Origin of the sequence: Ruminococcus sp. YRD2003 (genome assembly GCA_900109435.1) — a bacterium.
GTDB classification, from domain to species: Bacteria; Bacillota; Clostridia; order Oscillospirales; family Ruminococcaceae; genus Ruminococcus; species Ruminococcus flavefaciens_G.
This window is the reverse complement of sequence record FNZT01000008.1, coordinates 205,916-219,869: the sequence shown is the minus strand read 5'-3', so window position 1 is coordinate 219,869 and position 13,954 is coordinate 205,916. Positions and strand designations below refer to the sequence as shown.

General features: G+C 47.8%; 12 protein-coding genes and 1 pseudogene. 10 read left to right on the top strand and 3 right to left on the bottom strand.

The window, feature by feature from the left end; genetic code table 11:
• The 9 genes and pseudogenes from BMX22_RS08175 to BMX22_RS08135 form a co-directional block, all read left to right on the top strand.
• Positions 1–633 (top strand): annotated as a pseudogene (locus tag BMX22_RS08175) (hypothetical protein); the annotation flags it as partial.
• A 646-nt stretch (positions 634–1,279) separates the two neighbouring features.
• Positions 1,280–1,861 (top strand): hypothetical protein, encoded by a 582-nt coding sequence (locus tag BMX22_RS08170; protein WP_074741970.1) that lies wholly within the window; start codon positions 1,280–1,282, stop codon positions 1,859–1,861.
• 21 nt (positions 1,862–1,882) lie between these two features.
• Positions 1,883–2,485 (top strand): hypothetical protein, encoded by a 603-nt coding sequence (locus tag BMX22_RS08165; RefSeq protein ID WP_074741969.1) that lies wholly within the window; start codon positions 1,883–1,885, stop codon positions 2,483–2,485.
• A 267-nt stretch (positions 2,486–2,752) separates the two neighbouring features.
• The gene (locus BMX22_RS08160) at positions 2,753–3,265 is read left to right on the top strand and encodes a hypothetical protein (RefSeq protein ID WP_074741968.1); all 513 of its coding nucleotides are present in this window, start codon (positions 2,753–2,755) and stop codon (positions 3,263–3,265) included.
• Between the two features lie 439 nt (positions 3,266–3,704).
• Positions 3,705–4,124 carry a diacylglycerol kinase gene (locus BMX22_RS08155; RefSeq protein ID WP_074741967.1) on the top strand — a complete coding sequence of 140 codons (420 nt, stop codon included), beginning with the start codon at positions 3,705–3,707 and terminating at the stop codon, positions 4,122–4,124.
• Entirely contained in the window at positions 4,124–4,708 is a 585-nt protein-coding gene (locus tag BMX22_RS08150) for a CDP-archaeol synthase (protein ID WP_074741966.1), read from the top strand. Before BMX22_RS08155 ends, BMX22_RS08150 begins: the two co-directional genes overlap by 1 nt.
• Positions 4,709–4,723: 15 nt before the next feature.
• Positions 4,724–5,620, top strand: a complete 897-nt coding sequence (locus BMX22_RS08145) for a UbiA family prenyltransferase (protein ID WP_074741965.1) — start codon at positions 4,724–4,726, stop codon at positions 5,618–5,620.
• A gap of 5 nt (positions 5,621–5,625) precedes the next feature.
• On the top strand, positions 5,626–7,968 hold the full coding sequence (locus BMX22_RS08140) for a PEP/pyruvate-binding domain-containing protein (RefSeq protein WP_074741964.1): 2,343 nt from the start codon (positions 5,626–5,628) through the stop codon (positions 7,966–7,968).
• An 11-nt stretch (positions 7,969–7,979) separates the two neighbouring features.
• Positions 7,980–9,056 carry a hypothetical protein gene (locus BMX22_RS08135; protein ID WP_074741963.1) on the top strand — a complete coding sequence of 359 codons (1,077 nt, stop codon included), beginning with the start codon at positions 7,980–7,982 and terminating at the stop codon, positions 9,054–9,056.
• Positions 9,057–9,268: 212 nt separating this feature from the next.
• Here BMX22_RS08135 and BMX22_RS08130 read toward each other — a convergent pair whose 3' ends face one another.
• The 3 genes from BMX22_RS08130 to BMX22_RS08120 form a co-directional block, all read right to left on the bottom strand.
• Complete coding sequence (locus tag BMX22_RS08130) at positions 9,269–11,161, bottom strand: glycoside hydrolase family 3 protein (protein WP_074741962.1); 1,893 nt, start codon at positions 11,159–11,161, stop codon at positions 9,269–9,271.
• A 135-nt stretch (positions 11,162–11,296) separates the two neighbouring features.
• A complete protein-coding gene (locus tag BMX22_RS08125; protein WP_081349138.1) occupies positions 11,297–12,289 on the bottom strand; it encodes an alpha/beta hydrolase in 993 nt (330 codons plus the stop codon).
• The gene (locus BMX22_RS08120) at positions 12,286–12,897 is read right to left on the bottom strand and encodes a pseudouridine synthase (RefSeq protein ID WP_074741961.1); all 612 of its coding nucleotides are present in this window, start codon (positions 12,895–12,897) and stop codon (positions 12,286–12,288) included. Before BMX22_RS08120 ends, BMX22_RS08125 begins: the two co-directional genes overlap by 4 nt.
• Before the next feature lie 301 nt (positions 12,898–13,198).
• Between BMX22_RS08120 and BMX22_RS08115 the strand changes: the two genes are divergently transcribed.
• Positions 13,199–13,939 carry a site-2 protease family protein gene (locus tag BMX22_RS08115; RefSeq protein WP_074741960.1) on the top strand — a complete coding sequence of 247 codons (741 nt, stop codon included), beginning with the start codon at positions 13,199–13,201 and terminating at the stop codon, positions 13,937–13,939.
• The last annotated feature ends 15 nt before the right edge of the window (positions 13,940–13,954 follow it).

Sequence of the window (13,954 nt, the reverse complement as noted above, 5' to 3'; positions counted from 1 at the left end):
TTTGCGTGGATGAAGGACTTCCTTAAAATTGGCGGTATCTCAGGACTTGAATCTTTTGTCAGGAATATTGCGTATATGCTCATGGTCTCGCGTATGGTGAATATGGTCGGAGAGCAAGGGACATATTGGGTGGCAAATAACTTTATATGGGGATGGATGCTGCTGCCTATAACTCAGCTTGGAGAGCTGATAAAGCAGGAAACTGCCAAGGACAAGAATGCTGTAAAGAACAATACACTCGGCTATTTTACGATAACGGCTGTGACCTGCCTGATATGGGTGATAACAATTCCGCTGTATAAACCGTTTATGTCCCATATTCTCGGATACAGCGACGTGGATAAACTGTTCAAGATTGTAATGGTATTGTTCGTGTTCTATGTTATGTACGCCTTCCAGAACGTATTTGATGCTACATTCTATGGCAGAGGCAAGACGTACTATATGCTGTTTGAGTCAATAGTTACCAACATCATATATTACGGAACGTTCTTCGTTCTGTACCTATGTGGAATATGGCATCCTACGCTCATCGGTATCGCTTTGATGTTCGGATGCGGGAATGCATTTGATTCGGTTGTTTCCTATATTGCATACCGGCATTTCCTTAAAAAGGAGAATGCTATGAAATGACATAATTAGAATAGACTCACAAAATCATTTTTTATATACTGCACCGCCTTTGGGCGGTGCTTCTGTTTATGTATTCATTGCCTATTATTTTGGCTTCTGAAATAGATATTATTTATTTGAGTAATATCTCGGTATGTGCAATCATCGATAAATAGCCGTAGAAAATGTCTCCACGTCATGGGGAGACGGCTGTTTGTCAAATCAGAATTATTTTTCAAAGTACTTGACATTCGTGTACTTCTGTGATATACTGAATACAGTAAAAAATTAAAGGCATTGAATTTTAGGCACGTTACACTTATGGGTGTACTGTGTTCAAAATTCAATGCCTTTTTTGTTATGTCAGCAGCTTGACAAACCGCGTCGGGAGACGTTGCATAGAGCGCCGTGAGGCGCGCAGGACGGAGTGAGAGACTGCTTCGCCCAATCTCCGTCTGTAAATCGGTGCTTATAGAAAGTATGCATTGCGGTTCGGGAGCTTCCAAGACTTGCGTACCTGTAAGCCAATGTCTGCACAGCAGACGCCGAGCGGAGTGAATCAAAAACAAAGTCTCAATTATTTACAGAATCAGTAAACCCACGGAATGACAGTGTTTGCTGTCAGAAATATAGCCCCGATTTCGACATTGAGACAGGAGGAATGATCATGAGTACAGTACCCTTTATGGACCCTTTATTTGAACTGACACCGGAAAATTCTACAGAGGAGGAAAGACTTAAGTTTCTCCTTGACTTTTTATCCACTGATGAAAGAATTAAGGATAGCCTTGATGATGATCTTTTCGATTTTGAAGACAATGAAGACTATACTTCTTGCGAAGACGATATTACTTTGGAAGACGAAGAAAACGATGAATACGAATACTTATACGGGAGGAGTTTTTATCAGGCGACTTTCGAGCCGAGAAAGCGCCAGATAGAGGGACTGACAATGGAGAATGCAGAGTTCGCAGACAGGACATTCGGTAATTTTTATCTCGAAAACGTTACTTTCAATAATGTCTCTTTCAAAAACTGCACTTTTGACCGAATCTACTGCGAAATCGCAAAGTTCATACACTGCGAATTTGAGGACTGCAATATTAATTATTTTTCGGGCGAAGGATACGGATTCATTGACTGTATATTTACAAGATGCCATTGGCTCAGTAGTAACTGCATAGACGACTGCTATTTCTATAGAAAATGCGAGTACAACGACTGCCAGGTGGACTTCGACGAAGACTGAACGAAAGGGAAAGGTGTTTATATGGATAATAAGGATTTTGATATGATGAACCGTAAGCTCATTGACAATTATATTTTCCGTCAGAAAAATACTCAGATGCTCGATGATGACAGCTATCCCAACGGCAAGAAGTACCGCATATCACATTGGGATCAAAAGTTTGTTGGCAGAAACTTGTATACGCCTTTTCACAGGGATGATGTTATGAAGTATTCAAAAAATGATCTCAGAATGACAAAAGTAGGAAAGTTCAACCTCATCAATTTCACCCTCATTGATTTGAAGTTTGAGCGCATGATAGCCGAGCATTGCTCCATAATGAATGGCACTTTCAAAAATGTCGAGTTCTTCCGTTTCTGCATTAAAGGCAAGCCTCTTAGCGAAAGATACGAAGCATTACAGAACATACCATTTAAGGAGAATGAGTACCACGAATACCGTAATATCGTCATGAACTGCAAGTTCATAGACTGCACGTTCATGAACTCATACTCAGAGCATACCGACTGGATAAACTGCGAGTTTATCAACTGCACCTTCATCAACAGCGAACTCTGCTGCGAGGGCTCTCAGCAGCAGAACTGCAAGTTCACGGACTGCGATACGATGTATTTTAAGGCGTGAGGACTTGACAAATGCGGAAGTGAGTGATATAATAAATGCAGATAATATTTGAAAGGCAGGGCTGCTGTGAATCAAGAAAATATGGTATCGCTTTTTAGTGGCGTGCTGTGTCTTCTTGGTTCCGGCAGCTCTTTTGTTGTTCTCAGTGCTTTTCCACTCAGGCTCTCTGCGGCAAGGCGTTGCTGTTTTTCACAAGCATCAAAAACTCAGGAACACAGTTCCGCTTGACTGCCCCTCAGCAGTATAGAGGGAGAATGGAGTATTATTATGGGAAACAAAAATGAGTACATGGGCAGAAATTTCGTTGTCAGCGATTTCGAGGTCGCGCCTTATGACCCTGACGAGTATGAGTATAACGGCGACTATAAATGTCACGGACAGATCATCGTGAACAAGCTGGAGAAGACTATCACTTTCAGGCATATTTCCGGCACTAAGCCAATATTCAATGTCGTTCTGGCTGTTATGGCTCTTAACAAGAATTGGTTCAGCGTATTCAACGCTGAAGAATGCGAAGCTAAGTATGTAAACAATATGCTGTTGATAAGAGACTGGCCTGCTGCCTATTATGTCGCGCATATGGGAGGAAACGGGCTGCCTGTAGTAGACCAGATAATCGATCACGTCCCGTATTTCAAGGATGTTGAAGAGTTCACCCTGACCGAGCTGGAGTTTTATCTGCTCGCTGAATTCAAAAGTATGCTTTATTTTTCGTCCGGCAGTCTTAAACGAGACAGGAAAAGATTCGCTAAATACTGGGAATTCAGGTATATCATATAATGGTCAAAATAGAACGGCTTCCTTTACGGGAAGCCGTTGCTGTTATAATTCGATCTTGCACTTATAATTACCGCAGGAAGCGTAGGCGAGCATGTCAACGCTCCTTTTGATACATCTGCTTTTTGCGGCGTTATGAAGACGCCTCCCGTATGGGAGGCGTCTTTTGTTGTATCCCGAACCCCCCTGGCTCTGCCAGGGGGGTTCGGGATACAACAAAATGCTGCCCGTGAGGGCAGCATTTCTTTTATGTTCAGAAGCATTGTACAAGTCTGTTAGCCACTCACAATACTAATGAATCGTTTTGAGCTGACAGGTGCTTTTTTGTGACAATTGTAATCAGCAAAGTGACAGTCAGCCTCTTCCAATTTCAGGAAAAATGCTTATAATTACAAGTAAAGACCGCATTCAAAGCTATAAAACACAGAAAGGACGTGTTCTTATGAAAACAAACGCTGTTTCAGGTACATTGAACAAAGCGCAGAACGACCTCGCTTCAATGAAAAACAAAAATATCTTCCAGAGTATGTACTGCGCATTTCAGGGTATGCAGGCTGCATGGAAAGAGGAGCGGAATTACCGCGAGTATACCGCAATATACGCCATTTTTGTCGCTGCAGAGCTGATGTTGGGTGTATCCCTGACGGAGTTCCTCATCGGATTTGCTCTCGTATGCGGAGTCTTCGCAGCAGAATACTTTAACTCGGCGCTCGAACGACTGCTGGACACGAAATTCCCGGAGATATCTGCCGACAACAAGTTCATCAAGGACACCGCGGCTGCCGGAGTATTCATTCTTTCCATTGCATTTTTCGTTTCGCAGGGTTTGATCCTGATACCTAAGATACTGGAGATGATGTGATGAGGATCCTCGTTATGTACGCGACTTTAATGCCGGTCGTTATCGGCGGTGCCGCAAATATGATATTCACGAAAACGACGCTTTACCGCCGGCACCGTTCACCGATAGACGGCGGTAAGAGCTGCCCGGACGGCAGACGCATATTCGGCGATAACAAGACTTGGGCAGGCTTTTTCGGAATGATAGCCGCAACGTGTATCGCGCAGATGCTGTGGGGGCTCCTCTCCGCTTCGTCGGACGCTGTCGGCAGCCGGAACGAGCTGTACCGCCACTTCGACAATACGCTCCTTTTCAATGCCGCAGCAGGTGCGATATTCGGTCTGGCCTACGTCCTCTGCGAGCTGCCGAACAGCTTCATCAAGCGCCGTATCGGCATACAGCCCGGCAAGACAACAAGCGGTCTCAGGGGCGCCGCGTTTTTCATCATTGACCAGATAGACTCGCTGCTCGGAGTTGTCCTGATACTGGCTATAATAGCAGGTCTGACAGTTCCGCAATACATTCAGTACATAATACTCGGTGCGCTGACCCACATTGCGCTGAACGCAGCGCTCTATGCTCTGAGGATACGCAAAAATATATGACAGGAGGCGTTTTTTATGGTAAAACGACTTAATATCTACTTCAAGGAGATGTACCCGATAATTCCGAGGCTGATTCTCGGCGGCATAGTATTCTTCGAGATCTACTTCATTATCCTGCTCAATAACGGAGTGACAAATTTTCACATAACACTGGCTGAATTCATCGGAGGCTTCACAGTATTCAGCTTCCTGTGCTGGCTGAGGATAGCCGACGATTTCAAGGACTACGAGCTTGACTGCCGCCTGTTCAAGGAGCGTCCGCTCCCGTCAGGCAGAGTGAAGAAAAAGGACCTCGCAATATTTGTTAGCCTGCTGATAGGCGCAACGATCCTTCTCAACGTCTGCTTCATGAACAATATCCCGTTTTTCGTATTCCTGTACGTCTACGGCACGCTGATGTCGCTGTGGTTCTTCCACAAGAAAAAGATTCAGAAAAGCCTGCCACTCGCACTCGTCACCCACAACCCCGTGCAGATGATAATGAACATCTACATCATTTCTTTCACTTGCATAAAGTACGGTCTGAGCGCCTTCACCCTCACTACTGTACTTGCCGCATTCACGCTGTACTTCCCTGCTCTGATATGGGAGATATCGCGCAAGATCAAGGCTCCCGAGGACGAGACCGAATACGTCACATATTCCAAGCTTTTCGGCTACAAAAAGGCTACGCGCTTTGTCCTCATACTCACGATAGCTGACATCATCACAAACTTCCTGTTGGTCTACAGGCTCAGCTGGCTCTCCGTCATCGCGCTCTTCATCAACGTCTGCTGGATGACGTGGAAATTCATCGAGTACATACACGACCCGCACAAGTTCAAGCTCGTCGAGAAGGTCGAGCGCTACACATACATTCAGGAGAGCATCATGCTCCTGACAGTTGCGGGCTACATCATTTTTTCGAGGTGAGATAAATGATCATCAATACCGATAATTTCACCGAGTTCAGCATCGGTGCAAAGGCTGAACGCCTCTTCAAAATGAAGCAGCACGGCTTTAACGTGCCGGAGCTTTTCTGCGTGACAAATGAGACTCAGGAGGCTGAGGTACGCGATTATATAAGCCATAATTTTCACACAGAAGCGCTGTTTTCCGTCCGCTCGTCAGCCTCCGCCGAGGACAGCTCATCGTTCTCCTTCGCCGGACAGCTCGAGACCTTCCTGTTCGTTCCGGCTGACAAGGTATGGGAGAGGATAGAACAGTGCCGAGCTTCTGCCGATACCGAAAGCGTGGCGGAATACCTCCGCATAAACGCTCTGAACCGCGGTGAGCTCCGCATAAATGTCATCGTGCAGGCAATGGTAGATGCCGACTGCTCAGGTGTCATTTTCACGGCGAATCCGCAGGGCATACTCAGCGAGACCGTCATCACAGTCGGCGCCGGTACAGGTGACAATGTGGTGGAGGACAAGGTCGCGGTCAGCACCTATTACTGCGACCGCTCCGACAAGAGCTTCTATGCGGAGCTGAACGAGAACGCACCTGCACTCAGAAGAGAAAAGATCGTCGGGCTGCTCGTGACAGCAGAAAAAATCAGGGAGCTGTTCGGCTGCGAATGTGACATCGAATACGCTGTCAAGGACGGCGTGACATACATTTTACAGGCACGCCCGATAACTACTCTCCACGCTGACGGACACATAATCCTCGACAGCAGCAATATCTCGGAGAGCTATCCCGGTATCTCCTCACCGATGACAATAAGCTTTGTCAAGGACGTCTACCACCTCGTTTTCAGCAGCTGCGTCCGCCGTATTACCCGCAATGACTGCACTGCCGAGAGGCTTGACGGCGTGCTCTCCAACATGACCGACGCCGCAAACGGCAGGATATACTACCGTATCAGCAGCTGGTACGACGTCATCACGATGCTGCCGTTCAGCAGTAAGATAATCCCTATATGGCAGGAGATGCTCGGCGTTTCTGACAAAAGCGTAACTCGTTCAGCAGAGGCTCCGAACCGTATGACAAAGCTGAGGGTGCTGATGTCATTTGTTCAGCTCATATCCGCGAACGAGCGCAATATGAAGAAGCTGAACCGCAAGTTTGACGAGATATACCCGCAGTTCAGCGCAAGAATAAGTCAGACCGATTCTCCCGCGGAGCTGTTCACGATATACGTTGAGCTGAAAAACACTCTTGCCGACTGTTGGGACTTAACACTTGTAAATGATATGTACGCATTCATTTTCACGGGACTGCTGAAGCATTCATTGAAGTGCGAAAATCCTGAAGACACGGCAAATCAGCTCATCTGCGGCTCGGACTCGATCGAGAGCATGAAGCCGGTCATGATGCTGAACGACATCTGCGAGTCTCTCCGCGAGGAAGGCAGCTATGATGGATTCTGCGGCATTTCAAGCAATGAGGAGTTCGAGCGGTTCGTCAGCAGACCGACGCGCTCGGCTGAGTTGATAAAACGCTATATCAGCGAATACGGCGACCGCTGTGCCTGCGAGCTCAAGCTCGAGGCTGAGACATACCGCACAGATCCGCTGCTGCTTGTCGAGACTATATCCACGTTCAGCGCGGCACCTCCGCGAGCTGAAAAGTCCCGTCCGAAGCTTCACGGTCTCTCAAAGCTGTACGCGAAGAAGGCGTATAATGGCATACTTCTTCGCGAGAGGTCGAGAATGTCACGTGGAAAAATCTACGGTCTCATTCGCGAGATCGTCCTGAAATGCGGCGCTGACCTCAGCAGACGCGGTCTCATAGAGCATCAGCGCGACGTATTCTTCCTGAGATTTGACGAGCTTGAAAAGGCTGCAAACGGCAGCATCTCCGGACTCCGCGAGCTTATTGCCTCGCGCCGCAGACAGTGGGCTTCCTTTGAAGCGATACCTCCGCACACGCGCATCGTCTTTGACAGCAAGGTATTCGACAAGCACCCCGCAAATTTCGTATCAGACACGATGTGCGGCGATGATACGCTGATCTACGGCACTCCGTGCTCATCGGGCATAGTCGAGGGAGAGATAACGCACATCTCCTCGCTAAGCGCTGACACTGACGCCTCCGGTAAGATAATTCTCGCCGACGTCACTGATCCGGGGTGGGTATTTGTCATTTCACAGTCGCTCGGTATAATATCAAAACGTGGTTCGCTGCTCTCACACACAGCGATCATCTCGCGCGAGCTGAAAAAGCCGGCAGTTGTCGGCGTCGGCAATGCCTGCGAGCATTTCACCGACGGCGATATCGTCCGTCTAAATGGCATTGACGGCACAGTACAGCTCATTCGCCGAGCCGCATCATAAAGGAGAAAGCTATGAGATACAGAGCAGTTTGCTTCGATACACGGAATGAAAAAAATGTACGCAGGTTCCTGCGTTTCCCGTCCTCGCTCTACTCAAAGGAGCAGCTCACACAGGATATCGCCGCGGAGAGGGCTCTCCTGAAAGGCGAGCATATCCTCAGCCATTATTTCACCGTTTACCCATTCCTTGTATCCGACGAGAACGGCAATACTGCGGCTCGCTGTATGCTTACCGTTTACCACGGTCAGACCTGTGCCTACATCGGTTTCTTTGAGTGTATCAACGACCGTTACGCCGCACACTGCCTGTTCAGGGCTGCGGAGGAAAAGGCGCGCCGGCTCGGCTGCGACCGCCTCATCGGACCTGTTGATGCGTCCTTCTGGATACGCTACCGCCTCAAGACCAACTGCTTCGACCAGCTGCCGTATACGGGCGAGCCGTACAATCTCAGCTATTACGAGGGCTTCTTCCGCGAAAACGGCTTCAGCGTCAGCGGAGAATATGTCTCAAATCGCTACGGCAGGATACCGCAGAGCGCACTTGACGGGAGGAACGTCCGCAGACTGCAATATTTCGCCGAAAAGGGCTACACGATATCCAGCCTCGAAAGGGAGAGCTTTGAAAAGACGCTGCGTGAGATATACCGCATGATGATCTCACTCTACAGCGGCTTCCAGACCTTTTCGCACATTACAGAGGAGGAATTCTGCAAGCTATACTCTCCGCTGAAAAATGCCGCTGATCCCGATATGGTCAAGATAGCGTATCTGAACGGAAAAGCAGTCGGCTTTTTCGTCACGCTGCCGAATTACGGAAATGCAGCCTGCGGAATGCTCACGCCCTCAAAGCTGTGGCGTATTTGCAAGGTGAAAAGGGAGTGCAAGGACTATATCCTTCTGTACCTCGGCACAGAGCCTGAGCACCTCGGACTGGGCAAGGCTCTTTCGGAGTGCCTTCTCGGTGAGATGTGCAGCAGACAGGCTGTATCAATGGGCGCACTCATACGCAAGGGGAAGGTCACCGGGAGCTATTTCAGCAGACTTATAGAAAAGGAGTACACCTATGCGCTGTATGAAAAGGCGCTGTGAAAGCTCCGCAAATCAGGCTCCTCTATTTATTGATGATACTTATTAACCTCAGTTAACGTGCCTAATTTAAACAGCGTATCAGACCAATAATAGTCCGAAACAGCTTTCGCGGACGGAAATCTGTCGTCAGGCACGAATACTCTGAATGAGTGGTTTGTGCCTGACATTGCAGTTCCGTCCGCGATTTTTTGCTTGATTACCAATTAGTCTCGTCAGTCAGTCTGTGTTTCGGGCTCCATGCGGGGCTTGAAGCCTGCACCGTAGCTCTCACCGTGACCGCGCTTGAGGAAGCATTTGTCTGTGCCTATCTGTTCAAGCGAGCCGTACCAGTCAGACGGCAGTTTTCCCGTGAAATCAGCACAGCCGCAAAGCACATCCGAGATGCCCTTGCCCTCTGAGCCCGGGAGATAGCACATAACGACGCTGTCCCAATCTGTGTAGTTTTTTTCGTCGAGGATAACGTTCCTGCCCGCAACGATGCAGGTAACTGTAGGCTTGCCGAGCTCCTTTGCTTCTTTAATGGCTTTGGCATTTCCCTCAAGTCCCAATGAGCCGCAAAGCTCGAGGTCCTCTGTATCGCCGTTCCACTCGGCATAAGCCTGCTCGCCTACGCAGAGGAGTACCGCATCTGCATCTGATGCCTTTTTGTTATCGGTTATGACCTCGATACCGTAATCATCAGCATATTTCTCAAATGCCTCCAGAATCGTGGTCACTCCGGGGACGTCCTCAGTCGGAGCACCGTTCCACAACATAGTCCAGCCGCCGCACTGCGCCTGTCCGTTGTCAGCGGCAGGACCTGTAACGTATATCTTTGTGCCCTCCTTGAACGGGAGCACTTTATTCTTGTTTTTGAGAAGCACGAGGCTTTCCTCTACCAACTGCTCGGCAACGGCTCTGTATTCGGGCGAGCCTGTGTCAGATTGTTTGGTAGTGATATTCTCACAGAGCGGGTCGTCGAAAAGTCCCGCATCCTTCTTGACCTTGATTATGCGCGTCACAGCGTCGTTGACACGTTCCTCGGCGATATCACCGCTGTCAACGGCGTCCATGATGATACCCTGTGCCTCGTCAAAGCGGTCTGTCTCCATGAGCATATCTATGCCTGCGTTGACGCTGTTTATGACCTGCTCTGCGTAGGACGGAGCGGAAGTGTTTCCGACTGCACCCCAGTCGCTGACGATGAATCCCTCGAAGCCCATTTCGTTTTTGAGCTTCATGATGTACTCGGCGTTTTCGTGCATCTTTACGCCGTTGAGTGAAGAATGGCTTATCATGATAGTCTGGACACCTGCGTCTATCTGAGCCTGATATACCTTCATAAGCGCATCTATCTCAGAATCCGAGAGCTGAGCATCGCCGCGGTCGATGAGCATATTGACATCACTCTGCTCGCCTGTGCCGTATACTACATTGCCGTCTGCGAAGAAGTGTTTGGTGCAGGCAACAAGTCCGCCGTCGATGAGTCCCTTTGTGTAGGCGGTGCTGAGCTTTGTAATGGTTTCAAGGTCGGAACCGTAGGATTCATATGTTCTTCCCCAGCGAGGGTCAACCGACTGAGCAACGCAGGGCGAGAAGTTCCAGAGCATATGGCACAGCTTTGCCTCGTCAGCAGTGATAAGTCCTACCTGATAGGCAAGCTCCTCGTCGTTGGCGGCTCCCTGTCCGATATTGTGCGGGAAGATAACAGCATTCATGCAGTAGTTGACGCCGTGAACGTCGTCCTGTCCGTAGATGTAGGGTATACCTGATTTTGACTTTATGGCTGCTTTCTGGAATCCGTCAACAGTCTCTCGCCATTCAGCAGCGCCGATGCATTCCGTAGTCGAGAGTATGCTGCCGTAGTCGTTCTTCTTCATGTTTTTTTCAGTGATATTGTAAACGACAGGCTGTACCATCTGAGCAGCCTTCTGCTCAAGGGTCATCTCAGCGACTATCTCCTCGGGAGACATAGAAGCGTACATCTGATACCTGTAATCGTATTCATTTCCGTTCGCGTCGGTTATTATTTCTGTTGCATTTTCGTCGTCAGAAGAGTTGTCTGAGCAGGCTGTCAGTGCTGTCAGCATGGACAGTGAGAGGATAAATGCTAAAGTTCTTTTCATTGTGTGCTCCTCCTTTCAGGGCGGTGGCAGTGTATGTTTATTTGCGCATATGGTAATGAGTTATAGATATTTCATATTATACCATTTCTTTTTACAAAATGCAAGTTTTTTCTGTACAGTATTATGAGTGGTGTATCACGGTTCACTTCCGAAAAACAAAGGCAATGCGTTGTACACGAACTCCATGGCAGAATAGTAATCGTGCTGACCGCCCTCTTTCTGATAGAAAACGTAATGGTCAGGTGTGAAGACGTTGCTTCGCGACAGCATATCCTCTGCCATATCGACCGACTGAGCTTTTAAGTCGTCATTCGTGCCGACACCCTGATAGATGAAATATCCCCGCTCATCAAGGTCATTATCATTTACGAGCTGTTCGATGAGGTCAACATTTTTCTTGGTCTGAAAATCGCCATATCCGCCGTAATACCAGCACGCTCCGCTCATGGGCAGAAAGTATTCGATATAGTCACAGCTGTGACAGAACATCATCCATGTTGTGACCGAGCCGAGAGAAAATCCCCCGAATGCTCTGTGATGACGGCTTGCTTTCATGTCATCGGACGAGGTGCTTTCGGCATAGGTGTGGAATTGTCCCTCGACCGCAGGCATCAGGTGCTCTTCAAAATCCTTATAGAACACTCTCAGCTCACTGACGGAGCTGTCGTAATCATCCGAGGAGCCTGCGCTGTAAAACGACGGAGAAACAATGAGCGTCGGCTCAATATCGCCTTTTTCTATCATATTGTCGATAAGCTCCCTGAAACTGCCGTGCTCGAAAAAGTCGCCTGCATGACCTCCTCCGCCGTGCATCAGATAGACGATATTATAGCGGGTATCGGTATCATTTCCGTCGTAACCGTATGGCAGATATACATAAGCGGTCTTTGTAATGACGCTTTCATCACGGACATAGTCGCGGCTCTCGTAGTCTATCTTAACGACCCTGCCCTGCTGTTCTGCCGTTTTGAAGTATTCAGCAGGAATGACAGAAGTCATTCCTGTCTGTTCGAGTTCCCGAACAGTATCTACCTGTGAGCTGACCGCTCCGTGCTGTTCATGACCACAGCCCGTAAGAAAGCACATCAGCACTGTAACTATCAGTGCAGACTTTATCACGGCGTTCATCGCGTTGTACTCCTTTCAGCTCCGAGCGAAGCAATCTCATCGTCAGTCAGCTGACGGTACTCTCCTTCACTTAGTGCGGGGTCGAGCGTCAGTCCGCCTATGCTTTCGCGTCGGAGATAGAATATCCTGCATCCGACCGTTTCAAGCATACGCTTTACCTCGTGCTTCTTTCCCTCGTGTACGCTCAGGCAGGCTGAAAAAGCGGGACCTTGCGGATTCCTGAGATACCGCTCCCTGCGATATTCGGGCATGAAGGCTTCAAGCTCAGCTATGCGGTATTGCCGTATCAGTCGGAACTCAGCCGAACGCGCGGTCATTCCCGACATAGACAGTCCGCTTTCAAGCCGTTTTATCTTATCGGCGTCGATGCTCCCGAGAGCATAAAAGAAGTAGGTCTTGGAGACGTGCCTGTTCGGCTGCATTATTCTGAAGTCGAGGTCGCCGTCGTCGGTGAGTATCAGCAGCCCGCAGGTATCCTTGTCGAGCCTGCCGACAGGATGCAGTACAGCCGCAAGCTCAGCAGGGAAGTAGTCCATGACCGTCCTGTGAAGTGCGTCGGAGCGTGCGGTTACGCAGCCCTGCGGCTTGTTGAACATATAGTAAAGCATATATCATTCCCACTCATAAACGTAAGAGATCTTATCATTGCATTCTATGATGCAGTGCATTTAAATAAAACTATGTTGCTATTATACCATATGTTAGTTAAAATAGCAATGATACATTGCGCTTTCCGAAAAAACAAGAAAAGCGCTGTATTTCACAGTTTCTGCGGAATACAGCGCTTTTTTAAAGAACAGGATCCGTCAGCAGCTTTGATTTCCTCCGATTGACTTTCTCTCCATTCTGTGCTATAATTGACCATAACAAAGCTCTTCAGCAATTCAGTATTACAGGCGGTATTTAAATATGGATTTGGTAATACTTTTCATTCAACTTTTTTTAAGCTGGATAGCAACTTATATTATATCAACGATTATTCACGAACTCGGGCATGTAATCTGTGGAGTGTTTCACGGATGGAAACTGTATCTTTTTGTTGTTGGGCCGTTGAAGATATACAGAAAAACACTTGATTCTGCTATCAGCATAGGAATTGAAAAAAATCCAGTGCTTTGGTGTGGCGTTGGTGGTACTTTGCCATCAAGCAAATCGGAAGAAAACATCAAAACATGGGCGAAAATCTTACTCGCCGGTCCAATCGCCTCTATTCTTCTTGGAATTGTAGCCGGAATCGGATTGCTTTTTTGGCGAAACATTTTTATGCTTTTACTCTGCTTAACACCTATCGCAATGGGTATTATGTGCGCTATCCCTATGAAAATGAAAACAGGTATACTGTACAATGACGGTACCCGATATAAGCGACTGACTCATGGTGGGCAGGAAGAGCTTGAAGAAATAGCGTTGTTTCAACTTGTCGAAGTATCTGTTTTTGGTGGGGATAATCTGGTTTATCCAAATGATTTAGTAGCCACGCTGGTCACAGCTAAAGATATTGAACTAAATTATTATGGTTTCTATTATTCGTATTTAAATGCAATTAGAAATCATAGTGAAGAAGAAATGAAAACTCAGCTTGATCATATGGAAAAAATCAGAGACAAAGTTCCAAAAGCAATCGTTGAGGATTGCCCGATAAAAATGTGATCTTTCATAACTGAA